At 69.5% G+C, this 23,330-nt stretch carries 17 protein-coding genes and 1 tRNA gene; 9 read left to right on the top strand and 9 right to left on the bottom strand.

The annotated features are described in order from the left end of the window. The first annotated feature begins 3 nt into the window (after nt 1-3). On the top strand, nt 4-1,422 hold the full coding sequence (locus tag ACQ86G_RS26385; RefSeq protein ID WP_431258052.1) for a hypothetical protein: 1,419 nt from the start codon (nt 4-6) through the stop codon (nt 1,420-1,422). Nucleotides 1,423-1,461: 39 nt separating this feature from the next. On the opposite strand, the gene ACQ86G_RS26380 is transcribed toward ACQ86G_RS26385, so the two are convergent. Beyond that, a complete protein-coding gene (locus tag ACQ86G_RS26380) occupies nt 1,462-2,565 on the bottom strand; it encodes an NADH:flavin oxidoreductase/NADH oxidase (protein WP_431258051.1) in 1,104 nt (367 codons plus the stop codon). Nucleotides 2,566-2,717: 152 nt separating this feature from the next. On the opposite strand from ACQ86G_RS26380, the gene ACQ86G_RS26375 reads away from it, so the two are divergent. Further along, the gene (locus ACQ86G_RS26375) at nt 2,718-3,638 is read left to right on the top strand and encodes a LysR family transcriptional regulator (protein WP_431258050.1); all 921 of its coding nucleotides are present in this window, start codon (nt 2,718-2,720) and stop codon (nt 3,636-3,638) included. A gap of 30 nt (nt 3,639-3,668) precedes the next feature. On the opposite strand, the gene ACQ86G_RS26370 is transcribed toward ACQ86G_RS26375, so the two are convergent. From ACQ86G_RS26370 to ACQ86G_RS26350, 5 genes are all read right to left on the bottom strand, one after another. Beyond that, the gene (locus ACQ86G_RS26370; RefSeq protein ID WP_431258049.1) at nt 3,669-3,965 is read right to left on the bottom strand and encodes a hypothetical protein; all 297 of its coding nucleotides are present in this window, start codon (nt 3,963-3,965) and stop codon (nt 3,669-3,671) included. A 14-nt stretch (nt 3,966-3,979) separates the two neighbouring features. Next, nucleotides 3,980-4,753, bottom strand: coding sequence for a hypothetical protein (locus tag ACQ86G_RS26365; RefSeq protein ID WP_431258048.1), 774 nt, complete (start codon nt 4,751-4,753; stop codon nt 3,980-3,982). Next, nucleotides 4,750-6,828 (bottom strand): glycoside hydrolase family 97 protein, encoded by a 2,079-nt coding sequence (locus ACQ86G_RS26360; RefSeq protein ID WP_431258047.1) that lies wholly within the window; start codon nt 6,826-6,828, stop codon nt 4,750-4,752. The genes ACQ86G_RS26365 and ACQ86G_RS26360 overlap by 4 nt, the downstream gene beginning before the upstream one ends. Beyond that, entirely contained in the window at nt 6,812-8,296 is a 1,485-nt protein-coding gene (locus tag ACQ86G_RS26355; RefSeq protein WP_431258046.1) for an alpha-amylase family glycosyl hydrolase, read from the bottom strand. Before ACQ86G_RS26355 ends, ACQ86G_RS26360 begins: the two co-directional genes overlap by 17 nt. 115 nt (nt 8,297-8,411) lie before the next feature. Continuing rightward, the gene (locus ACQ86G_RS26350) at nt 8,412-11,315 is read right to left on the bottom strand and encodes a TonB-dependent receptor (RefSeq protein ID WP_431258045.1); all 2,904 of its coding nucleotides are present in this window, start codon (nt 11,313-11,315) and stop codon (nt 8,412-8,414) included. Between the two features lie 242 nt (nt 11,316-11,557). On the opposite strand from ACQ86G_RS26350, the gene ACQ86G_RS26345 reads away from it, so the two are divergent. From ACQ86G_RS26345 to ACQ86G_RS26325, 5 genes are all read left to right on the top strand, one after another. Then, a complete protein-coding gene (locus tag ACQ86G_RS26345; protein WP_431258044.1) occupies nt 11,558-12,220 on the top strand; it encodes a response regulator transcription factor in 663 nt (220 codons plus the stop codon). Between the two features lies 1 nt (nt 12,221). After that, nucleotides 12,222-13,697, top strand: coding sequence for an ATP-binding protein (locus tag ACQ86G_RS26340; protein ID WP_431258043.1), 1,476 nt, complete (start codon nt 12,222-12,224; stop codon nt 13,695-13,697). 69 nt (nt 13,698-13,766) lie between these two features. Beyond that, a complete protein-coding gene (locus ACQ86G_RS26335; protein ID WP_431258042.1) occupies nt 13,767-15,305 on the top strand; it encodes a tryptophan halogenase family protein in 1,539 nt (512 codons plus the stop codon). A gap of 271 nt (nt 15,306-15,576) precedes the next feature. Further along, entirely contained in the window at nt 15,577-17,511 is a 1,935-nt protein-coding gene (locus ACQ86G_RS26330) for a CBM35 domain-containing protein (RefSeq protein ID WP_431258041.1), read from the top strand. Beyond that, a complete protein-coding gene (locus ACQ86G_RS26325) occupies nt 17,442-18,473 on the top strand; it encodes a hypothetical protein (RefSeq protein ID WP_431258040.1) in 1,032 nt (343 codons plus the stop codon). Before ACQ86G_RS26330 ends, ACQ86G_RS26325 begins: the two co-directional genes overlap by 70 nt. 106 nt (nt 18,474-18,579) lie before the next feature. Here the strand turns inward: ACQ86G_RS26325 and ACQ86G_RS26320 are convergent. Continuing rightward, a tRNA-Pro gene (locus ACQ86G_RS26320) sits at nt 18,580-18,656 on the bottom strand. A 110-nt stretch (nt 18,657-18,766) separates the two neighbouring features. On the opposite strand from ACQ86G_RS26320, the gene ACQ86G_RS26315 reads away from it, so the two are divergent. Both ACQ86G_RS26315 and ACQ86G_RS26310 read left to right on the top strand, forming a co-directional pair. Beyond that, a complete protein-coding gene (locus ACQ86G_RS26315) occupies nt 18,767-19,672 on the top strand; it encodes a LysR substrate-binding domain-containing protein (protein ID WP_431258039.1) in 906 nt (301 codons plus the stop codon). A 13-nt stretch (nt 19,673-19,685) separates the two neighbouring features. Continuing rightward, on the top strand, nt 19,686-21,398 hold the full coding sequence (locus tag ACQ86G_RS26310) for an alpha/beta fold hydrolase (RefSeq protein ID WP_431258038.1): 1,713 nt from the start codon (nt 19,686-19,688) through the stop codon (nt 21,396-21,398). Nucleotides 21,399-21,406: 8 nt separating this feature from the next. Here the strand turns inward: ACQ86G_RS26310 and ACQ86G_RS26305 are convergent, their stop codons facing one another. Together ACQ86G_RS26305 and ACQ86G_RS26300 are read right to left on the bottom strand one after the other, a co-directional pair. Beyond that, nucleotides 21,407-22,360: a PDR/VanB family oxidoreductase gene (locus tag ACQ86G_RS26305; protein WP_431258037.1), complete on the bottom strand. Its 954-nt coding sequence runs from the start codon at nt 22,358-22,360 to the stop codon at nt 21,407-21,409. Between the two features lie 3 nt (nt 22,361-22,363). After that, complete coding sequence (locus ACQ86G_RS26300) at nt 22,364-23,293, bottom strand: pyridoxamine 5'-phosphate oxidase family protein (RefSeq protein WP_431258036.1); 930 nt, start codon at nt 23,291-23,293, stop codon at nt 22,364-22,366. Nucleotides 23,294-23,330: the final 37 nt, after the last annotated feature.

Raw genomic sequence — 23,330 nt, 5'->3', positions numbered from 1 at the left:
CCCATGATCGACGACACCCCGGATCCCACCCAGCCGCCGCACGCGGCGGCGCTTGATCCCGAGGTGTCGACCTCGACCCTGGTGACGCCGCCCGACGTCGTCGCCGGCGCCTTCGACCTGCCGCTGATCTCCGGCCCGTCGGCGCCGCCGCCGACCTTCTGGCCCAAGCGTCGCAACCTGGGCCTGTTCACGACGGCCGCCGCCACGCCGACCGCGCTGACCGGCGGTGCGACCAAGGCCGACGACACCTCCGACCCGTACATCGGCAACACCGCGTCCAGCGCCTACCCGGCCAACATGGGCACGAGTCCGCGCATCACGCTGGGATCGGGCGCCGCCGTCACGGCGATCCCGGCCGGCGCGCCGCTGCCCGCCCTCAACCTGACGGGCTGCAACGTCTACCTCGCCTTCAAGGTGCTGCCGGGCGGCGCCTCGGGCCCGGGCAGCATCACCGCGGGCATCCGGCTCTACACCGGCGGGACGGTCAATGCGAGCGGCGGCAACTACCTGCAGTGCACGCGCGTGAACTGGAACGCCACGCTCGAATGGCAGGTGCTCGGTTTCGCGATCGAAGACTTCACGGCCTTCGGTAACGCGCAGTTGAGCGACATCGCGGCGATCACGCATGCGGGCGCACGGCTCGGCGGCGTGTCTGTCGGCACCCAGGTCCTGCTGGGCGGCGTCTTCGTCTGCCCCAAGCAGTTGAACCGCGCGGCCGCGGTGATCGCCTTCGACGACTGCCGCGCGGACACCTGGACCGACGCCTCCTTCGAACTCGCGAAGCGCGGCTTCCCGGGCACGCTGTTCCCGGGCGCGGTCGCCGCGATGCTGCGCGCCGGTCCGGACCAGTTCCAGATGAGCGTCGCGCAGATGCAGAAACTCTGCCGGCTGCACGGCTGGCAGGTGGCTTCCCAGGCCTGGTCGACGGAGAACCCGCCCTTCGGCGGCGATCAGGCGATGTCGGAGATGGCCTCGCAGCGCGCGTTGTGGGTGGCGCTCGGGGTCAACGGCGGCGGGATGGGCTCCTACTTCTCCAACAACTCGCCCAATGCGCTGGACTGGAAGGCCGCGCGCCGGACCAACTTCCCGATGGGGATGCGCGGGTTCAACGTCGGCGCGAGCGGTTCCATCACGGCCAAGGTCGTGCTGCCGGAAACCTTCCCGATCGCGGACCCGAACTACGTGACGGCGCTGGGCATCGACCTGAACGTCAACACCGGCGCCGACCTGATCAACTTCGCCAGCTACGCGGCGGCCAGCCGGGGGCTGGCCATCTTCGTCTTCCACGTGATCCCGTCGGGCAACGCGGCGCAGTTCGCGAAGTTCACCGGCCTGCTGGACTACCTCGACAGCCGCCGGGACGCGATCGAGGTCTGCACCTACGAGCGCGCGATCCAGCAGGGCTATTCGTATCCGCTGTGACGCCACCCCGCCGCGTGGCGGCGGGGCGCCCCGAGGGCTTCAGCCGCGCTGCGGCTGATAACGCTCCAGCCAGTGCGCATACGGCGCGGGCAGCACCCACGTCGGCTTGTCCTTCTTCAGCTCCTGCGCGGCCTGGTAGGGCCAGTGCGGATTGGCCAGCAGCGCGCGGCCGATCATCACCAGGTCCAGCTGGCCGTCGGCCACGGCCTGTTCCGCCAGCTGCGGCGTGTGGAAGCCCCAGGCGGACGCGACCGGCAGGCCGGTCTCGCGGCGCACGCGCTGCGCGATCGGGCCGAGGAAGGCCGGGCCCCACGGTACCTGCGCCTCGGGCGTGGAGAAGCCGACGCTGACGCTCAGCAGATCGAGGCCCTCGGCCTTCATCGCGCGCGTCAGGCCGATGGCTTCGGCGAGCGTCTGCTCGTCGCGGCCGTCGTACTCGATCACGCCGAAACGCGCCGTCAGCGGCAGGTGCTCGGGCCAGACCTGGCGCACCGCGCGCAGCGTCTCCAGCAGGAAGCGGCCGCGGTTCTCGGCGCTGCCGCCGAACTCGTCGTCGCGCTGGTTGGCGTGGACGGAGAAGAAGCTCTGCGCCAGGTAGCCGTGGGCGAAGTGCAGTTCCAGCCAGCGGAAGCCGGCGTCGCGGGCGCGCACCGCGGCGGCGACGAAGTCGGCCTGGACGCGCGCGATGTCGGCCTTGTCCATGGCCTTGGGCACCTGCGGCAGGCCCTTGCCGAAGGGCACGGCGGACGGCGACAGCGTGGCCCAGCCGCGCGGATCGCCGGCGGCGATGTGGTCGTCGCCTTCCCAGGGCTTGTGGGCGCTGGCCTTGCGGCCGGCGTGGCCGATCTGGATGCCGGGCACCGCGCCGAACGAGGCGATCGCGGCGGCGATGCGGGCCAGGCCCGCGGCCTGGTCGTCGTTCCACAGGCCCAGGCAGGCCGGCGTGATGCGGCCTTCCGGCGCGACGCCGGTGGCCTCGACGATCACCAGTCCCGCGCCGCCGCGCGCCAGGCCGGCGTAGTGCGTCAGGTGCCAGTCGTTGACCAGGCCGTCGGTGGCGCTGTACTGGCACATCGGCGGCACGGCGATGCGGTTGCGCAGGACGACGTCCTTGAGGGTGAACGGGTAGAACAGGCTGGACATGGGGACCTTGAGGAGGAGAAGGGGGAAGGAAGGGGGCAGGGCAGGCGGGAAAGACCTGCGGAGGCGGCAGTCTAGGAACTGCGGGCCATAATGAAAAGCGATGCGGCCTTATTGCCGTGATAAGACTTGCTTATGAAAGACGGGAGCCGTCCATGCTGAATCCTCAATGGCTGCGGAGCTTCGCCACCCTGGCGCGGCTGGGCAGCTTCACGCGTGCCGCTGAGGCGCTGGACCTGACGCAGGCGGCGGTCAGCCAGCACGTGCGGCATCTGGAGGGGTCGCTCGGCCCCTTGCTGATCCGGCGCCCGCGCGCGATCGAACTGACCCCGGCGGGCAAGGCGACGCTGGACTACTGGCGCGAGCTGGACGAGGCCGACCAGCGCCTGCGCGGCCGGTTGGCGGACGAGGACGCCTGCCAGGGCGAGGTCGGCATGATCACGCCGGGCGGCATCGGGTTGTTCGTGTATCCGCACCTGCTGGACCTGCAGGCGCAACGCCCGGGGCTGGTGGTGCGGCACCGGTTCGCGCCCGACCCGGACGTGCTGCAGGCGGTGCTCGACAACCGCTACGAACTGGGCCTGGTGACGCTGCGGCCGGACGACGCCCGGCTCGCGAGCTGCGCCTTCCTGGAAGAGCCGCTGGAGCTGGTGCTGCCTGCGTCGGAGAAATGCGCGTCATGGGACGACCTGCGCCGCATCGGCTTCATCGATCACCCCGACGGCCAGGCGATGGCCAACCGCCTGCTGAGCCGGCATTTCCCCGGCTCGCCGGGCGTGCGCGACCTGCCGGTGCGCGGCTTCAGCAACCAGATCGGGCTGCTGCTGGAGCCGGTGGCGCGCGGGCTCGGGTTCACCGTGCTGACGCAGCATGCGCGTCGCGCCTTCCCTCGTCAGGACGAGATCCGGGTGCTCGATTGCGGCTCGCCGGTGGTGGACACGCTGTGGATGATCCATCGCGCCGAATGGCCGCTGTCGGCGCGCGCGCAGCATGTGGTGGAGCACCTGCGCAAGACCGTGGGCGCGATGGCGCCCAAGCTGGCGGGCGCGAAGCGCGCGACGTCCAAGGCCGGGTAAGACGGAACCGCGTGAGGCGAGGGCGTGTTGTCAGCGGGACCGCCCCAGCGCCTCGCCCAACGCGAGGCTGCCGGCGAGTTCCCTGCGGAAGTCGGTGACGCCATCGAAGCCCAGGCTGCGGCAGAAGCGGATCACCTGCGGCTGGCTGACCTCCGCGAGCCGCGCGAGCTCCGCAGTGGCCGTTCGCAGCGCCGCATCGGCGTCGGCGAGTATCAGGTCCGCCACGCGGCGCTCGGTGCGGGGCAGGGCGTCGTAGCGCTCGCGGACGAGCGACAGCACCGGGATGGCGTGGGCGCGTTCCCGCGCCTGCCAGTCCGCACGGAGCATTTCTCCCGCGCCGGTCAGGAGCCAGGTTGCCGCGCATCCCCGTCGATGTCCGCGTCGTCTGCGCCGTCCGCATCGATGTCTTCGACGATGAGCGGCGGCGCAACGCGGCCATCGAGGAGTCGAGCCACCATGGCGTGCCAATGCGGCGTCGACACCGCAGCGCGGAGGGCCTGGGGCATGCGCTGGAACAGCAGTCGCCGCACGCCGGCGAGCGCGGCCAGACCGCAGAGCGTTGCCAGCGCCTGAGAGGCCAGCGGCGTATCACCGTTCCAGAGCGACTCGCCGATTCGTCGAAGCGCGATCGGTGAAGGTTCGTCGAACAGCGCGAGTGGTGCCACCGGGTGATGCAGCAGCGCTTGGAGCGAAGTTTCCGGCGCGCCGTGAGACGGCACCAGCACCACGCGTGAAGCGACGGTTTCACCGTATGCGGCCTCTGATGTCAGCCAACGGCAGAGCAGGGCGGGCGCGGCGCCGTCCTCGTTCAATGCGTGGCTGAGCGCCTCGCGTTCCGACCGGCCGCGCAGGGTGTTCAGACCCAGCGAGCGGCGCCATCCGTCCAGCAGGTTCGCGTCCGACGCCTCCTCCGCATCGCTGATGAACACGGCATGCCGGGGCGCCTGAAGCCCCATGATCAGCGCCAACTCGAGCGCGCGCTTGATGGCCGCCGGCGAGCCCGCCTCCCAGCAAGCGCGGTGGACCAGACGCCCGTCCCCGTGTCGATGAGCGGTCACGAGGGTCCGGCCGACCTCGACGGCCAGCAGCGCGGGCCACGGCATGATCGCGCTCATGCGCTGCCCAGTGGCGTCAGCCAGATGGCCCAGCCTCCGCCCGGCGCGATGCGCAGTTGCATGCGATCCGTCGCGCTGACCTCGCGCCGCTCGACGACCAGGTCGAAACGGCGCTGCAGATCGCGATGATCGGCTGCGTCGCCGTCGCGCCAGATGGTCGCGTCGAAGCGTTGACCGGCCGGCAGGAAGTCGAGGGCGATGTCGGTCTCGCGCGCCTCGCCGTCGGCGATCGCGCCGAGGTACCAATCGCGCGACCCACGCTGCTGCCGTGCGATCACCGCGTACCGGCCGACCTCGCCCGCCAGCGCGCGGCTGCGCTCCCAGTCCGTGGGTACGTGACGGATGAAGTCGAAGGCATCCGGCGCCTGCGCGTAGTGCTCGATCAGGTCGGGCACCATGACCAGCGGTGAATACAGCACCACATACAGCGCGAGCTGCTTGGCCACGGTCGAGGGCAGGCGACGTCCGTTCGCGCCGTCGAGACTGACCACGCCCGGCGTGAAGTCCATCGGGCCCGACATCATCCGGGTGTAGAGCAGCCGGATCTCGTGGTCCACGGCGTTGATCGGCTCACCCCACGCGTTGAACTCCTGACCGCGGGCTCCTTCTCGCGTGACCCAGTTGGGCCAGGTGCGGCGCAGGCCCGTGTCCTTCACCGGCTCATGCGTGTCGACGGCGATGCGGTGGCGCGCGGCGCGCTCGACTGCGCGCTGGAAATGGCGCACACCTTCCTGCGATTCGGTGAAGCCGCGATGAGTGCCGGGGCCCCACGGGTCCGCGAAGCGCGCCGCGCCCACGTCGGCGACGTAGCCCGACTTGACCACCCGGACGCCGAGTTGCTCGTAGAGCGCGTAGGCGCGGTCCATCTGCTGCTCGTAGTGCGCGACGTTGCCGCCAGTCTCGTGGTGGCCGATCAGCCGCACGCCGCGCTCCCGGGCGTACGCCGCGACCTGCCTCAGATCGAAGCCCGCGACCGGTCGAAGGAAGTCGAAGCTCGCGCCGTTGCCGGGCCAGTCCGAGTCCCACCCGCGATTCCATCCTTCGACCAGGATGCCGTCGAAGCCGTTGTCCGCGGCGAAGTCGATGTGGCGGCGCGCGTTGGCCGTGGTCGCGCCCTGTTGCGGGCCGGGGCTCCAGGTCGATCGGCCGAGGTGCATCTCCCACCAAATCCCGACGAACTTGCCGGGCTTGAACCATGTGACGTCGCCGAGCCGGTTCGGCTCGTTGAGATGCAAAGTCAGGCGCGAGTCGAGCAGCCCGGTCGCGGTCTCGCTGACCTGCAGCGTGCGCCACGGTGTGACGAAGGCGCCGCGCCGCTCGACGGCGGGTCCGGTCGCCGATGGCGCCAGCTGCGCGCGCAGCTTCTGCCCGTCGACGCGGCGCAGCCACATCGTCGCGTAGTCGACCAGTGCCGCCTCGTGCAAGGCGAGGTGCAGGCCGCTGCGCGTGCGCAGCGTCAGCGGCGTGTTGGCGAGGCCGGTCTCCGCCAGCGGCGTGTGCTGAACCGGCATTTCCAGCACCAGCCGTTCGCCTGCGGCGGACCACCACGCCTCCGAGGACTCGGCGATGTCGAATTCGGTGAGCTCGTCGGCGATGCGCGCCACCGGCAGCGACCGCTGTGCGGGCAGCTCGTAGCGGAAGCCGAGGCCATCGTCGAAGACCCGCACGCGCAGCGTCATCGCACGGCCGTGCCGCGGCTGGCGGAGATCGAGCCGCAGCTCTCGATGGCGGTCGCGCAGGACGCGGTCCTCGCCCCACGGCTGCTCCCAGGTCTCGTCGTGCGCGGTGACGACGGCGTGCAGCGCTTCGAAGCCACCGTCGAGCGGCTCCGCGTTCGTCAGCAACAGGCCGAGGCGGGATGCGTTGACCACAGGTCGTCCCGCATGTGCGACCGCGTAGCTCAGTCGGCCGTCCTTGTCGCTCGCGACGCGCATGACCAGACGGCCGTCGGGGGAGGCGACCTCCGCCAGCGAGCGCGGCGATGCAGATGCAGATGCGGGGCCCGTCCCGAACAGCGCGATCGCGCCCAGCCCCAGTGCGCAGCGCCGCCGCGCGGGATCAGGCAACGAAGACACGGAAGCCCCATGCTGGCAGATCGATCGACGGCTTCGCATTCAGATCGACGCGTTGTCCGCCGATGAAGTCGGCGTAGCGGCCCGCAACGCCAGGCCCTTCGATCGTCACCGAGCGTGCCTGCGCCGAGAAGTTGAACAGCGCGACGATCCGGCCCGCGCCTTCGCCGCGCCTGAAACTCAGCACCTGCCGCGGCGCGTCGTTGCGCACCGGATCCATCGTCGCGCCCGCCTCGCCGTTCCACAACGCGCGGTGCGATCGCTTCAACGCGATCAGCCGCTTGAGCAGCACGCCCTGCGGCGCGTCGTCGCGCCACACGATGGGGTCGCGTTCGAAGAACGCCAGCCGACGCGTGTTCCCGGCCTCCTGCCCGTTGTAGAGCATCGGCATGCCTTCCCCGACGAAGGACAGCACCGTCACCGCGTCCACCGCCGGCCCGAAGATCTCGAACTCCGTGCCCTCCCACGCGTTCTTGTCGTGGTTGGTCGTGTAGAGCATCCGGTAGGCCTCGCGCGGATAGAACTTGCGAGCCCACGCGTAGTAGGTCAGCAGCGGTCCCAGGTCGGTACGTCCTTCGACGATGTGCTTCAGCGCATCCCACCAGGTCCAGGCGTAGGTCGCGTCGAAGGCGCGCGCGTGGAAGTCGCGCCCCTCCCACTCCGCCAGCAGGAACACCGGCTTCACCGCGCGCATCTGCCGCGCGGCCTCTTCCCAGAAGTCCAGCGGCACCAGCCCCGCCGCGTCGACGCGGTAGCCGTCGACGCCGAACGCCTTCACCCAGTACACCAGCGTTTCGGTCATGTAGCGGCGCAGGCCCGGCTGGTCGTAGTCGAGGTCGATGATGTCGTCCCAGTCGTACCAGGGCGTTGGATGGAAGCGGCCGGCCGCGTCCCGCGCGTACCACTCGGGATGCTGCTCGACCAGCACGTTGTCCCATGCGGTGTGGTTGCCCACCCAGTCCAGGATCACGCGCAGCCCGAGCGCGTGGGCGCGGGCGATGAAGCGGCGGAGGTCGGCCTCGTCGCCGAACTCGGGGTTCACCGCGCGGAAGTCCTTCACCGCGTACGGGCTGCCCAGCGCGCCCTTGCGCTGGCGCTCGCCGATCGGGTGGATGGGCATCAGCCACAGGATGCCGACGCCCAGCGCCTGCAGCCGCGGCAACTGGGCCTGCGCCGCGCGCAGCGTGCCCTCGGGCGTGAACTGCCGCAGGTTGATCTGGTATATGGCCGCGTCGCGCGCCCAGTCGGGATGGCGCAATTCGACGTAGGGCTTCGCGGCGTAGCGCGCGTCGCCGCCGGCGGGCGACGACGCCTCCCGCCGCGGCGCGATCGCCTGATCCGCAGCCGGCGAGGCGGCAGCCGCGCCGCCCAGCAGGGCCAGCGGCAGCGCCGCCCCGGCCTGCAGCCAGCGCCGCCGCCCGGGAGAAGGCGTCGCCGGGTGGAAGGGATCGTCGAAGGAATCAGAGGACATCGCGGATCGGCCTTGAACGTCGAGGGACGTTCGGGTCATGGGAATAAAAAGAGCCGCGCCCGGGAGAGCCGGACACACGCACGGTCAGGCGACCGAGCGCGGCAACGGAGTCGGATCAGAACTTGTAGTTCAGCCCCAGCCGGTAGGTCTTGCCGTACTTGACCTTGTTGGTGATGACATTCGGATCGGTCGTGTACTCCTGGAACGGCGCGTTGGTCATGTTGTGTCCCTGCAGCAGCACCGACAGTCCCTTCATCCAGCCGCTCTGGAACTCGTAGCCCAGTTGCATGTCGACGATGGTCTCGCTCTTGATGAAGGTGAACTGCGAGTCGCTGCGGTAGTCGAGGATCTGCCCGATGAAGTCCGAGCGACGATGCGCCGCCCAGGCCAATTGCCAGCCGTTCTTCTCGTAGTAGAAGCGCACCGTGGCGACGCGCTTGGAGAGGCCGGGCAGGCCGATCTCGGGCACGCTGTCCTTGAAGACCGGGCCGTTCTGCGGGGTCACGAAGCCGGACGTGGGCAGGCGCACCGAGCTGTCGGTGTACGAGTAGTTCAGCGAGGTGCCGAAGCCGTCCAGCCAGTCGCTCAGCATGTTGAGCGGCAGGTTGACCGAGACCTCGACGCCCTTCATGTTGCCGCCCTGGCCGTTCATCGGCTGGGTCAGGAAACCGACGGTGGAGTCCTTGAACGGACCGGTCGTCGGCAGCGGCGTGTTGGCGCTGACGTAGGGCGCGAAGTCGAAGCCGCGCGGCGCGTTGATGACATAGTTCTCCAGCTTCTTGTAGAAGACCGCGGTGCTGATGTAGCCGTGACGGCCGAAGTACTTCTCGTAGGACAAGTCCAACGCCCAGGCCTCGTAGGGCTTGAGTTTGGGATTGCCGGCGAAGCCCGTCAGCGCGGGCGAGACCGAAGTCGCGTTCTGCACCTGGAAGTCCAGGCTGGCCTTCATGTTGTCCAGGTTGGGCCGCGCCAGCTGCTTGCCCGCGCCCAAGCGCAGCAGCTGCTGCGAGCCCAGGTCCAGCGTCAGGTTCATGCTGGGCAGGAAGCGCGTGTAGTTGTCGCCGTCGCTGCGCTCGACGTAGGGGCAGGTCTCGACGGTGATGCCGGTGCAGTTGGCCAGGTCGACCTGGTTGCCGGTCGAGCGCTGCCGCGTGTTGACGACCTGGAAGCCGAAGTTGCCGGTGTAGGGCAGGGGACCGAGGTCGCCGGTCAGGTCGGCCATCGCGAAGACGGTGGCGACCTTCTCCCGCACGGTCCAGTCGCGCGCGAGCACCGTGGAGTCGACCCAGCGGTTGATGCCGTAGATCGAGCCCAGCGTGCCGGTCGGATCGAAGGACACGACGGGGATGCCGGTGGGGCCGGCGATCGCGGTCTCGCTGCCCGGCACCGGCACGCTGGCGTAGCCGTCGCCGCCGAGGATGTAGAGCCGGCCTTCCTGGCCCGTGCGCGACTTGTCGCGCCTGGTGAAGTTGGCGCCGAAGCGGGTGCCCGCGATCGGGCCCCAGCCCGCCTCGTGATGCGCGACGAAGCGCAGGCTGTCGACCTGGTCGGTGATGCGCGGCAGCGCCACATAGCCCGCCTGTGGCGAGTTCACGCCGCCGCCCCAACCAGCGACGTCGGTGAGCACGGCGACGTTGCGGTCTGCGTAGTTCAGGCTGGGCGTGTACTTCACGTCGCCGAAGTTGCTGCCGTTGAAGCCGGTCCAGCTGATCGAGCCGAGCTGGCTCTCCGGCGTGTTGCCCGGCTGGCCCGCGGTGGTCTCGTAGTTGCTGATGTCCTTCACGCCGCGCGAGTGGGCGATGTCGCCCTCCCAGCGCCAGTCGCCGGTGCGGAGCTCGCTGTTGAGCCCCAGCGACAACAGCCGGTCCTTGCTGCCGTAGACATGGTTGCGCACGTCCGCCTTGTAGTTGCTGAGCGTGCCGGCGCTGGCCACGCCATCGACGATGGTGGCGTTGGTCAGCGCGCCGTTGGGATCGTAGGGACCGGTGCCGAAGGCGATGGCGCCTTCGATGCCGGTCTTCTTGGTGGTCTCGTTGCCGCGCGACCAGAACAGGTCGGCCGTGGTCTTGAAGTCGGCGTTGGGCTTGAACTGCAGGGTCACGAACGCGCCGTCGCGTTCGGTCTTGCGCTTGGAGGTCTCGGCGAGGAAGCCGCCGGGCACGGTGACCTGCTGGCCCTGGTAGTCCACCTGGGGCGCGTATCCACCCCAATTGTCGAACTTGAGCTCGCCGCCGTTGTCCTCGCGCAGCGAGCTCAGGCCCAACGCCAGGCCGATGCGGCGGTCGGAGAACTGGTCGACGTAGACCAGACCGGCCCGGTGGCCGTCGCCGGCCTCGGTGCCCGAGCCCACCCCGATGCGTTCCTTGCGGCCACTGATGGCGACGCTGCGCTTGCCGTAGTCCAGCGGCCGGATGGTACGCAGGTCGATGGTCGAGGCCAGGCCCTGGCCGATCAGGCTGGGATCGGGCGTCTTGTAGACCAGCAGGCTGCTGGTGAGCTCTGCCGGGAAGAGGTCGAATTCGGGGCTGCGCGCGTCGCTGGTCGAGGCCTGCTCGCGACCGTTGAGCAGCGAACCGTTGAAGGACGGCGACATGCCGCGCACGCTGACGCCGCTGGCCTTGCCGCTGACCTTGTCGCGCTGCGTGGCCACGCCGCTGACGCGGCCCAGCGATTCCGCGACGGTGACGTCGGGCAGCTTGCCGATGTCCTCGGAGGACACCGCCTCGACGATCGAGCTGGCGTTGCGCTTGACCGCGATCGAGTCCTCCACGCTGCGGCGGATGCCGGTCACGACGACGGTCTCGAGCGCGGCGTCGGAGTCCTTCTTCGCTTCGTTCGGTTTGGCGCCGGGGTTCGCGGTCGATCGCGGCGCGGAGGCGGCAGCCTCGGGCGGTGCGGCGCTCTGGGCGTGGGCGGCGGATGCGCCCACCATCAGCAGGGCGCAGGCCTGCGCCACGGGCAGGCGTCGCAGCGCCTGGGTGAGCGCTCGGGGCGCTCTCGAAGAAAGAACGGGGACCATGGGTTTGCCTCGCGATGTTTTAGTGTTCGAAGTCCTGCGCCGCGCTGTCCTTGGTCGAGGGCATGGCGATGCGAACTGGCGCCATGGTCTGGAGCCCGCCAGTCACCGTCAATGCGGATCGAACGCCGCTGAAGCTCCCATGAAGCTTCGTGTGCCGGGCCCGATCGCGCCTGAAGGAAATCTGAAGATAACGGGTTCAATCCCGATGGGTGCCCGGCATTGCCCCCGATAGACTGGCCCGCGTGAAGATCTATCTGATTGAAGACGACCTGAGCATCGGCCGCGCGCTGCTCACCGCGTTCCGCGACGAGGGCCACGAGGTGGTGTGGGTGCGCATGGCCGCCGAGGCCGTGGAGCGGCTGCGGCTGGAGGACTTCGACGCGGTGCTGCTGGATCTCGGGCTGCCCGACGGCGATGGCAACGAGGTGCTGACGCAGATCCGCGCCGCGGGGCTCACCGTGCCGGTGCTGATCATCACGGCGCGCGATGGGCTGCAGGACCGCCTGCGCGGCTTCGATCGTGGCGCGGACGACTACCTGATCAAGCCCTTCGAGATCCCCGAGCTGCTGGTGCGGCTGCGCGCGATCCTGCGCCGCAGCGGCGCATCGCCGGACGCCGATGCGCTGTGGCATTGCGGCGCGCTGAGCATCGAGGAGCGCCGCATGCGCGTCACCATCGGCGACGCGCCGGTGGCGCTGAGCAAGACGGAATTCGCGCTGCTGCTGACGCTGGTGAAGCAGTCCGACCGCGTGCTCACGCGCGCCGAGCTGGAGCGCCGCGTGCTGCCCTTCAGCGACGGCGCGACGCTGGACGTGCACATCTCCAACCTGCGCAAGAAGATCGGCGACCGCTACATCCGCACGGTGCGCGGCGTGGGCTACATGCTGCAGCGCGAGAACGGCTGACATGGCCTCCTCCAAGACGATCAACGCGAACAAGGCGTTCAACGCGTCCAGGACGTCCAGGGCGACCGAGGCGTCCAAACCGGCCAATCCCTCGTCGCTGTTCCGCCGCCTGCTGCTGGGCTTCAGTGCGGTGATCCTGCTGGTGTTCGTGGCGGGCTTCGTCTACGTGGTGCTGGAAGCGCGCGCGACGCAGCGCTTCCGCACCGACGCCGAGAACCGCGCCCATACGCACGAGCTGCTGCTGATGGTCTCGCCGTTGGCGGACTCGCCCGATCGCCTGCGCGCGGCGGCGGTCTCCGCCGAAGCGGTGCGGGTGGAGATGTTCCGCGAGCTGGACTATCGCTCCCACGTGCGCGTGCGCATCTGGCGCGGTGACGCGCTGCTCTACAACTCCATGCCCGACCTGCCGGACGCGCTGCCGCTGCCGGATTCGCCGCAGGCGCGACAGGTCAACGGCTGGGTGCGCGCGGTCGAGCGCGACGCGGCCACGGGGCTGGTCGTCGAGCGCAGCCACGAGGTCGACGACCGCTGGATGTTCACCTATTCGGGCGTGAGCTTCCTGCTGCGCTCGACCATCTTCAGCCTGCCGCTGCTGATGCTGCCGGCGTGGCTCATCGTGGGCATCGGCCTGAGGCCGCTGCGGCGCTTCGCCCGCGACATCGAGCATCGCTCGGACCAGGACCTGACGCCGCTGCCGCCGTCCGACTACCGCGAGCTGTCGCCGCTGGTGGAATCGCTGAACAGCCTGATGGCGCGGCTGCGCAAACGCATCGAGCATGAGCACGAGTTCCTCACCGACGCGGCGCATGAGCTCAAGACGCCGCTCGCCGCGATCCAGCTGAACGCGCACCTGCTGCAGACCCGAAGCGCCGACGCGGATCCCCAGCGGCACGCCGAGGTCAGCGAGGGCCTGCGCATCGGCCTGGCACGGGCGACGCATCTCGTGAACCAGCTGCTGGCGCTGGAACGCGCGCGCGCCGAGCCCGGCGCGGAACGGCCGCCCGCGCTGTCGATCGCGACGCTGGTGCGCGAGCGGCTGGCCGCGGCGGTGCCGCTCGCGCTGCAGCGCGGCATCGACATCGACTTCCATGCCGACGACGAGTGCGTGCGGCCGGTGCATCAGGAGAGCCTGTTCGCGCTGGTCGACAACCTCGTGGGCAACGCGATCAAGTACTCGCCGTCCGGCGGGCGCATCGAGGTGCGCCTGCATCGGGAGACCGATGGCTGCCGCCTGACCGTGCTCGACGAGGGCCCCGGCATCCCGCCGGCGCTGCGGCAACGCGTGTTCGAGCGCTTCTACCGGCTGCCCGGCCAGGAGCAGCCCGGCAGCGGATTGGGGCTGGCGATCGCCGAGCGCGCCGCGCATCGCAACGACGCACGCATCGAGCTGGCCCCGGGACCGGACGGCGGCGGCCTGAATGCGACGGTGCATTTCGGCGGCGCGTTCGAGGCGACGCCGGCCATGGACGGCGTCTGAAGGACGGCGCCTGAATGACGACGCCGGAAGGATGCGCTTGAAAGACGGCGTGACCCAGAGGAGATTCGGATGAGCGAAGCAGGCATCGAGGAGATCGTCATCGTCGGCGGCGGGACGGCGGGCTGGATGACGGCCGCCGCCTTGTCGAAGGTGCTGCGCGGGCGCAAGCGCATCGTGCTCGTGGAGTCCGAAGAGATCGGCACGGTCGGTGTCGGCGAGGCGACGATCCCGATGATCCAGCGCTTCAACCAGGTGTTGGAGATCGACGAGGACGAGTTCCTGCGCGAGACGCAGGCCACGTTCAAGCTGGGCATCGAGTTCGTCGGCTGGGGCGCGTCCGGCGAGCGCTACATCCACGGCTTCGGCCGCATCGGCCAGGATCTGCTGACCGCGCCGTTCGACCAGTACTGGCAGCGCCTGCACGCCATCGGCCAGGCGGCGGATCTCGGCGAGTATTCGATCGCGCGCGTGGCGGCGCTGCGCAACAAGTTCATGCGCCCGCGCACGGACATGCCGCAGTCGCCGTTGTCCGAGATCGCCTACGCCTTCCACTTCGACGCCAGCCTCTACGCGCGCTACCTGCGCCGTTATGCGGAGGCGCGCGGTGTCGTGCGCCTGGAAGGGAAGGTCGCCGAGGTGCGTCACCACGAGGACGGGGGCGCGCGTGGCGGCCACGTGCGTTCGCTGGTGCTGTCGGACGGACGCCGGGTCGACGGCGAGCTGTTCATCGACTGTTCCGGCTTCCGCGGGCTGCTGATCGGAGAGACGCTGAAGGTCGGCTACGAGGACTGGACGCACTGGCTGCCCTGCGACCGGGCCGTGGCGGTGCCCAGCGCGGCGACCATGCCGCGCACGCCGTACACGCGGGCGACGGCGCGTCGCGCGGGCTGGCAGTGGCGCATCCCTCTGCAGCATCGCACCGGGAATGGCCATGTCTTCTGCTCGCGCCACATCAGCGAGGACGAGGCCACGGCCGAGTTGATGGCCAACCTCGACGGCGAGGCGCTGGCCGACCCGCGCGCGCTGCGTTTCACGACGGGCATGCGGGAGCGAGCCTGGGACCGCAACGTCGTCGCCATCGGGCTGTCCAGCGGTTTCCTGGAGCCGCTGGAGTCCACCAGCATCCACATGATCCAGAGCGGTATCTCGCGGCTGCTCAGCTTCTTCCCGGACCGCAGCTTCGCGCAGGTGGACATCGACGAGTTCAACCGGCAGGGCCGCTTCGAATACGAGCGCGTCCGGGATTTCATCGTGCTGCACTACCACCTGAACCGCCGCCAGGAACCGCTGTGGCGCGCCTGCCGCGAGATGGACGTGCCGGCCACGCTCGAGGCCAAGATGGCGCTGTACCGCAGCCGCGGCCGCCTCGTGCGGGAGAACAACGAGCTCTTCGCCGAGGTCGCGTGGCTGCAGGTGATGCACGGCCAGGGGCTGCGGGCGCAAGGACACCATCCGCTGGTGGACCTGCTGGACGAGCGCGAGGTGAAGGACTACCTCGACAGCGTGCGCGCCGTGATCGCGCAGTGCGTGGACGTGATGCCCACGCACGACGAGTTCCTCGCGCGCTGCGCATCGGGGAATCTCCCGAGGTCGGGTGACAGGACGTAGCCTGGTCCGTGGCTGAGGGCCGCCACATCGTCCGTCGTCATCGGCAATCCATCGGCAATGCACCAGCAACGCATCGGCGCGCCGTCAGCGATGCGACAGCAATTCGCCTGGGATCTATAGCCGATCTATAGGTCGCCTGAAGCGATCACGAAGCTTGGCTCCGCGAGTCCCCGCGATGGACCTTGGCATCGTCCGCATGGCGCCGTGCGCTCCATAGACTGGCCGCGCCCCGCATCAGACGGGACGCTCAGACCATCATGGAGACCACCCGATGAAGAACCCTCACGCGGTCCGCCGCCTGATCTGCTCCCTCCCGCTGTGGCTGCTCGCGGCCACGGCCAGCGCGGCCACGCTGCAAGCTGAAAGCGCTTCGCTCAGCGGAGGCGTCGCTCCGGCGAGCGACCACACCGGCTACACCGGCAGCGGCTTTGCCGGCGGCTTCATCGACGGCAACAAGGGCGCGGCGCAGGTCGCCTTCACCGTGAGCGCCGCGCAGGCCGGCAACTACGCGCTGAAGCTGCGCTACGCCAACGGTACCGGCTCGGCCAAGACCTTGACGCTCTACGTCGACGGTGTCGCGAAGGGGCAGGTCAACCTGACGTCGAGCGCGTCGTGGAATGACTGGCTGGTGCAGTCGACCACCGTCGCGTTGACGGCGGGCAACCACGCCGTCGCCTATCGCTTCACGACGGCGGACAGCGGCAACGTCAACCTCGATGCGCTGGACGTCGATGCCGTCGCGGTCACGCCCGGCGGAGGCCTCGAAGCGGAGAACGCGTCGCTGAGCGGCGGCGCGATCGCGGCGTCGGATCATCTGGGATTCCTGGGCAGCGGCTTCGTGGGCGGCTTCACGGACACCAACAAGGGCAATGCGCAGGTGGCGTTCAGCGTCACCGCAGCGCAGGCGAGCACGCATGCGCTCACGTTGCGATACGCCAACGGGACCGGCGCCTCGAAGTCACTGACCGTCTTCGTCGACGGGACAGCCGCGGGTCAGGTCTTGCTGCCGGCCACCGCCAATTGGGATTCGTGGGGCACGCAGACGACGAACGTGACGCTGACCGCGGGGGCGCACAGCGTGGCGTATCGCTTCACCGCGGCGGACAGCGGCAACGTCAATGTCGATGCGCTCAGCGTCGCCGCCGTCACGGGCGGTGGCGACGGTGGGGCCGGCAACCCGTCGGTCACGCCCGCGGAGGCGGAGACCTGGTTCCTGTCCGGCGGCGCGTCGGTGAGCACGGCCGCCATCGGTTTCAATGGCAGCGGCTATGCGGCCGGATTCAGCAATGCCGGTGCGCGGGCCATCCGCACGGTGTTCATGAACGCTGATGGATCCGCCAACGCGACGCTGCGTTATCGCAACACGAGCGGCGCTGCGGTGGGCTTGGATCTGGTCGTCAACGCGGCCAAGGTCGGCACGGTGAGCCTGCCCGCCAGCACCGGCTGGAACACGCTCAGCGTGCCGCTGACGCTGCGGACCGGCCACAACACCGTGGGTCTGCGGCGCGCGTCAGCCGGCGCGGATGTGGGCATCGACAGCCTGAGCGTGCCCGGGGAACTGACGCAGGCGGCTCGCGGCGCGACGGTGCGGACCACCTTGCAGGAAGCCGAGACGGCGTCGACCAACGCCACCATCCTGGCGCCCAGTCGCACGCCGTTCACCGTGCAGTCCGAAGCCAGCGGGCGCAGCCTGGTGCGCCTGTCCGGCACCGGTCAGCAGGTCAGCTTCACGCTGGCGCAGCCGACCAACTCGCTGGTGCTGCGTTATTCGATCCCCGATGCGCCTGGCGGCGGCGGGCAGTCGGCCACGCTGGCGCTGTATGCCAACGGGACCAAAGTCCGCGACATCGCGTTGACCTCGACCTACGCCTGGGTCTACGGCGCCTATCCGTTCCGCGGGGTACCGGCCGACGGCACGCCCCGTCACTTCTTCGACGAGGTGCGCGTGGCGCTGCCGAGCTATCCCGCGGGCACCGTGTTCAAGCTGCAGAAGGACAGTGGCAACACCGCGGCGTACTACGACGTCGACTTCATCGAGACCGAGGTGGTGCCCCCGCCTACGCCGCGCCAGCCGGCGCGTTCTCCATCGCCAGCTATGGCGCGAGGTCGGACGGCTCGGACGCCACCTCGGCCTTCGTGCAGGCGATCGCCGCCGCGCAGCCCAGCGGCGGTGTCGTGTGGATCCCGGCGGGCAGCTTCCGGCTGACGTCCCGCATCAACGTGGCGGGCGTGACCCTCCGCGGCGCGGGGCCGTGGTACTCGACGGTGGAGCTCGGCAACGACGGCCGCGGCGGCTTCTACGGCACCGGCAGCAACGTGACGATGGCCGACTTCCTGATGCTGGGCAAGGTGACGCTGCGTGATCCGGATGGCCAGGTGCTCACCGACGCGCCGCTGGAAGGCAACTTCGGCACCGGCTCGCTGTTCCAGAACCTCTGGTTCGAGCACACCAAGGTCGGCATGTGGATCGACTCCGGCACCAACGGCCTCTACGCCACCGGCCTGCGCATCCGCAACACCTTCGCGGACGGCGTCAACATCCACGCGAACGTCCAGAACACGTGGATGGACCAGAGCGTGGTGCGCAACACCGGCGACGACGCGCTGGCGATGTTCTCCGAGGGCGCCGCGGTGACCAACAGCGCCTATCTGCGCAACACCGTGCAGTCGCCGGTGCTGGCCAACGGCATCGGCATTTACGGCGGCAACGGCAACCGCGCGGACTACAACGTCATCCAGGACACGGCGGTCGGCTCGGCGGGTATCGCGATCAGCACGCGCTTCAATCCGGTGACCTTCAGCGGGACGACGTCCGTGCGCGGCAACACGCTGGTCCGCACAGGCGGCTTCGAGCCCAACTGGAACGACCAGTTCGGTGCCTTGTGGCTGTTCGCGGAGACCTCGGACATCGCCGCGCCGGTGGTGGTGCGCGACCTGCTGATCCAGGACAGCACCTACCAGGGCGTCTACATCAGCGGCCCGCGGCGCGTGCTGGGCGCGCAGTTCGACGGGGTGAGCATCGTCGGCGCGGGGACCTGGGGGCTGCAGTTCCGCAGCGGCGGCAGCGCGACGCTGTCCAACGTGACGGTCAGCGGCGCGGCGCAGGGCGGGCTGAACAACCCGGGCGGCATGACGCTGACGCTGGGGGCGGGGAACAGCGGGTTCTGAGGTCGGCGCGACAGTGCGCCGCGAGAAGGGTTGCGCTCCGTTGGAAGGGCGGCCCGCAAAATGAAAAGCCGCAAGGAGCAGGACTCCTTGCGGCTTTCGTGTTGGGTGGTCGGGGCGGCGGGATTCGAACTCGCGACCCTCTGCTCCCAAAGCAGATGCGCTACCAGGCTGCGCTACGCCCCGACTGAGCCTCGCATTCTAGCCTGGAATTTCGACGATCTTTCCGGATCTGGAAATTGAGTCTTTCGTGGGCCACGCATTCCCTCCCGCGACGCCGCGCGGGACGATGCGGCATGAACAAGCTGCAAGCGATGGAGGTGTTCGTCCAGGTGGTCGATGCGGGCGTCTTCACCCGCGCCGCGGACCACATGAAGCTGCCCAAGGCGACGGTGTCCACGCTCATCCAGTCGCTGGAATCGGCGCTGTCGATCCAGCTGCTGCACCGGACGACCCGCCGGGTCAGCGTGACCGCCGAAGGCGCGGTGTACTACGAGCATTGCCTGCGCATCCTCGCGGACGTGCGCGACGCCGAGGAGGCCCTGACCCGCACGCGCCGCAGCCCCTCGGGACGCCTGCGCATCGATGCGCCCACCGGGCTGGCCAGCGAGGTGATCATCCCCGCGCTGCCGGCGTTCCATGCGCGTTATCCGGACATCTGGCTGGAGCTGGGCTGCAGCGATCGCTCCATCGATCTGATCGAGGAGGGTGTGGACTGCGCCGTGCGCGCCGGGGACCTCGACGACTCCAGCCTGATCGCCCGCCGCATCGGCCTGATGCGGTACATGACCTGCGCCTCGCCGGCCTACCTCGAACGTCATGGACGTCCCAAGCATCCCGACGAGCTGGTCCACCACCAGTGCGTGAACTATTTCGGCGCGCGCTCCGGCCGGGTGTTCGACTGGGACTTCACGCGCGGCGGCGAGCGCCTCCAGGTCTCGCTGCCCGGTGTCATCGCGCTGAACGACAGCGGTGCCTACACGGCGGCGGGGCTGGCCGGGCTGGGGATCGTGCAGATGGCGGATTTCCTGATGGCGCCGCTGGTCGCGCAGGGACGCTTCGTCCCGATCCTCGAGGAATGGGTCAGCGATCCGCTGCCCATCCATGTGGTGTACCCGCAGAACCGGCATCTGTCGGCCAAGGTGCGCGTGTTCGTCGAATGGATCGCCGAACTGCTCGCCGGACACCCGCTGATGCATTGACGCCGGAGCCCCCATGTTTTTCCTGCACGACGGACACCGGATCCATTTCACCGACGACGGCGAGGGCGATGCCCTGCTGTTCCTCCACGGCCTGGGCGGCAATGCGCTCAACTGGACCTATCAGCGACAGCACTTCGCGTCCCGCCGCCGTGTGATCTGCCTCGCTCTGCCGGGGCACGGGAAGTCGGAAGGACAGGACGTCGCGTTCCTCGATTTCGGGCGGGTCGTCGAGGGACTGCTCGATCACCTGGGCATCGATCGAAGCGCCGTGTGCGGGCTCTCGAAAGGGGCTCGCGTCGGACTCCAACTTGCCGCGCAATCGCCCGACCGCGTGAGCGCGGTGATCGCCGTCAATGCGTTCCTGCATCTCTCGCCCTCGGACGAAGCCGCCCGCTTCGAGCTGTACGACCGGCTGCTGCAAGGCGACGAGGGAAAGGTCGCGTGGGCCACGCGACTGCTCACGCAGATGGCCATTGCGGCTGACAGCCGGATCCATCGAGGATTCATGCGCTCGCTGGCGACCCTGGACGGACCCTGGATCCGCGCGCTGTTCCAGCAGATCATGGACGCCGACCAGCGCGAGGAGGTCCGGACGGTCCGCAGTCCGACGCTGCTGATCCGCGGCGGCCGGGACGGGCTGGTGCCGGCGTATTGCCACGACGAGCTGCGGGCCCTGATCCCGGACTGCTCGTCCATCGTGCTCGAGGAATGCGGCCACCTGCCGTATCTCGAATCGCCGGACCGCTTCCACCTCGCGCTCGAGAACTTCCTCCCCCGGCGCAGTCCAGGCCGCGTCGCACCGGCTGAGGCGTCGACCATGGACCGCCTGCAAGCCATGAACGCCTTCGTGGCAGTGGCCGAAGAACAGAACTTCGCCGCCGCGGCGCGGCGGCTGGGCACCTCGCCGGCCACGATCTCCCGCGCCATCGCGGGTCTGGAGGAGCGGCTCGGCGTCAAGCTCGTGCTGCGGACGACCCGCAGCGTGCGGCTGACCGACGTCGGCCATCGCTATCTGGACGACGTCCGCCTCATCCTGACCAAGGTCAGCGAGGCGCATGAGTCGGCCTCCGGTCATCCGACCGACCTCCGCGGCCATCTGAACGTGACGGCGCCGGCGATGTTCGGCGTCTCGCATGTGATGCCCTGCATCGCGGCGTACCTCGCGCAATTCCCGGCGATGACGGTGTCCGGCTATTTCCTCGACCGGGTCGTCGACCTGGTCGAGGAGGGCATCGATGTCGCCGTGCGCATCGGCGGTGGGCCATTCGCGCAGGTACAGGCGCAGGTGCAGGCCATCCCCGTGGGCTCGATGCGGCGCGTCCTCTGCGCCTCGCCGGACTACCTCGCGGCGCGCGGCCGTCCGGCTCATCCGGCCGGATTGACCGAGCACTCGGTCATCGCGGCGCAGAACGTGTCGCCCGATCCGGACTGGACCTTCCGGACGGCGGCAGGGCCGCTGAGCGTGCGGGTGAATCCGACGCTCACGGTCACGAGCAATGACGCCGCGGTGGCCGCCGCGACGATGGGAGCGGGCATCACCCGGTTGTTCCACTATCAGGTCGCGTCGCAGGTGGCCGACGGCCATCTGGAGATCCTGCTCGCCGACCATGAGGAGGCGCCGTGGCCCATCCAGGTGGTCCACGGCGGCGCTGGCGGGACGTCGTCCAAGGTCCAGGCCTTCGTCGACCTGCTCGTGCGGCACCTGACGCCATCGGGTGCCGCTTGAGCCGGATGTCAGAGCTGCAAGGTCAGGACCTCGTCGGACGAGGCCCAGGACACGCAGGGGCAGAACGAATGCTGCCGCTGCGCTTCGGTGAGGCAGTTGTCCCGGTGGATCGGCCGTCCGCCGCTGTAGCTGGCGATGCATGCGCCGCATTCGCCGCGCTTGCAGTCGGACGGGATCCACGCGCCGGCGGCCTCCATCGCGTCGAGCAGCGTGGTGCCGGGCGCGACGTCGAGCTCGATCGCGGACTCCGACATCGCGACGCGGACGGTCCCGTCCGTCGCCGCCCAACTCGGACCGAAGCTCTCGAAATGGATCCGTCGCCGGTTCACGCCGCGCGCTTGCGCGGCCAGACGCAGCGCATCGATCAACGGCGCGGGGCCGCAGACGTACAGGTGCGTGTCGACCTGCTCCTGATGACGGGCGAGCAGGGCCTCGATGTCCAGGCGCCGCGCGCCGTCGCCGCGCGTGAAGTACAGCCGGGCCTGCGCCGCATGCTCCTGGGTCACCCGGTCGTGGAAGGCCATGTCGGCGGCGCTCCGGCTCGAGTAGTGCAGCTCGTACGACCCGCCGGACCGTTTCAGCCGCGCCGCGATGCCGAGCATCGGCGTGATGCCGATCCCGCCGGCGATGAGGACGTGATGCGCGCCCTGCGCTGCGATGATGAATTCGTTGACCGGCGCGGATACGTCCAGCGTGTCTCCGACGGACAGCCGGTCGTGCATGAACAGGGAGCCGCCGCGTCCGTGGTCCGAGCGCTTGACGGCGATCTCGTAGGACGAGCCGTCCGCGCCGTCGGAGATCAACGAATACTTCCGGAAGACGACGTCGTCGCCCAGCGGCAGGCGCACCTCGACATGGGCGCCGGGCTCGAAGCCCGGCAGCGGGGTGCCATCGACGCTGGCCAGCCGGATCGATCGGATGGACGGGGTGAGCGCTTCGGCATGGGTGACGCGCAGCAGCATGGATCAGACTCCGTGGGGAAGGAAAGGGGAGGCGTCGAGGAAGCGGGCATCGAGTCCGTCGGGAAGCCCGGTCTCGATCCAGCGTTCGATCGTGAATTCCCAGAACCGGCCAGTGCCGCCGGTGGATCCGTCAGGGTCCGGCTGGTCCCAGAACATCGCCACCGTGCCGTTCAGCTGCAGCATCCGGCGCTGCTCGTAGTCGGGGAAGACCAGGCCCGCCTGCGGATTCAGCAGGAAGTTGCCGAAGCTGTTGAACATGCTGTTCCCGTTGTAGTCGGGGATCCGCAGCACGTTGCCGGGGAGGACCTGCACGAATCCCGGCGGCCCGCCGCGATGCGAGCAGTCGGCGCCGTGCGTCTCGTGGACGGAGGCGAGGAAGAAGGTGTCCGCCCGCGCGATCAAGTCGATCTGCGCGTCGCCGATGTCGCTGCCTTGCCGCATCGCCGACGGCATCGGCTGGTGGCCGGGATCGGGCAGCGCGATCGTGCGGCGCTGGATGTAGCGCGGACAGATCGGCACCGACTCCGTCACGTCGACGACCAGCCGATCGCCCTGCAGATGGGCGTCGCCGTTGACCTTCAGGCGCTTGCGCGTCTGCAGGTCCAGCAGCAGGAAGCCGAGCCGGGCGTCGAGCCGGAGGTTCTCCCACAGCGGATCGTGCGGCTGTCTCGCGACCTTCGAGAGGTCGACGGTCAAGGTGGCGGCATCGTCGCCGGGCTCGAGAAATCCGGGCTCGCCGATCAGGATCGACGCCCAGACGCGGCCGTCAAGGTCGACGCTGCCGACATACAGCGTCTTCTGCTGACGCACGAACGGCAACGCGCCGCGCACGATGGTCGGACCCACGGTCGCCCCGTTCCTGGCGGCGATGTCGGATTCGTTGGCCTTGCGCTGGGCGATCAGTTCGCCTTCATGGAATCGGGCGGCGGTCATGGGGTGCTCCTCGATGAGATCGACGGGAGGCACGCCG

Source organism: Roseateles chitinivorans (genome assembly GCF_050632145.1).
Taxonomy (GTDB): domain Bacteria; phylum Pseudomonadota; class Gammaproteobacteria; order Burkholderiales; family Burkholderiaceae_C; genus Roseateles; species Roseateles chitinivorans_B.
This window is presented reverse-complemented; position numbering and strand designations above follow the sequence as displayed.

Bases quoted from the DNA above. Each gene is read 5' to 3' on its own strand.
- ACQ86G_RS26385 (WP_431258052.1), top strand. From the start codon at position 4: ATGATCGACGACACCCCGGATCCCACCCAGCCGCCGCACGCGGCGGCG.
- ACQ86G_RS26380 (WP_431258051.1), bottom strand. From the start codon at position 2,565: ATGTCCAGCCTGTTCTACCCGTTCACCCTCAAGGACGTCGTCCTGCGC.
- ACQ86G_RS26375 (WP_431258050.1), top strand. From the start codon at position 2,718: ATGCTGAATCCTCAATGGCTGCGGAGCTTCGCCACCCTGGCGCGGCTG.
- ACQ86G_RS26370 (WP_431258049.1), bottom strand. From the start codon at position 3,965: ATGCTCCGTGCGGACTGGCAGGCGCGGGAACGCGCCCACGCCATCCCG.
- ACQ86G_RS26365 (WP_431258048.1), bottom strand. From the start codon at position 4,753: ATGAGCGCGATCATGCCGTGGCCCGCGCTGCTGGCCGTCGAGGTCGGC.
- ACQ86G_RS26355 (WP_431258046.1), bottom strand. From the start codon at position 8,296: ATGTCCTCTGATTCCTTCGACGATCCCTTCCACCCGGCGACGCCTTCT.
- ACQ86G_RS26350 (WP_431258045.1), bottom strand. From the start codon at position 11,315: ATGGTCCCCGTTCTTTCTTCGAGAGCGCCCCGAGCGCTCACCCAGGCG.
- ACQ86G_RS26340 (WP_431258043.1), top strand. From the start codon at position 12,222: ATGGCCTCCTCCAAGACGATCAACGCGAACAAGGCGTTCAACGCGTCC.
- ACQ86G_RS26335 (WP_431258042.1), top strand. From the start codon at position 13,767: ATGAGCGAAGCAGGCATCGAGGAGATCGTCATCGTCGGCGGCGGGACG.
- ACQ86G_RS26330 (WP_431258041.1), top strand. From the start codon at position 15,577: ATGAAGAACCCTCACGCGGTCCGCCGCCTGATCTGCTCCCTCCCGCTG.
- ACQ86G_RS26315 (WP_431258039.1), top strand. From the start codon at position 18,767: ATGAACAAGCTGCAAGCGATGGAGGTGTTCGTCCAGGTGGTCGATGCG.
- ACQ86G_RS26310 (WP_431258038.1), top strand. From the start codon at position 19,686: ATGTTTTTCCTGCACGACGGACACCGGATCCATTTCACCGACGACGGC.
- ACQ86G_RS26305 (WP_431258037.1), bottom strand. From the start codon at position 22,360: ATGCTGCTGCGCGTCACCCATGCCGAAGCGCTCACCCCGTCCATCCGA.
- ACQ86G_RS26300 (WP_431258036.1), bottom strand. From the start codon at position 23,293: ATGACCGCCGCCCGATTCCATGAAGGCGAACTGATCGCCCAGCGCAAG.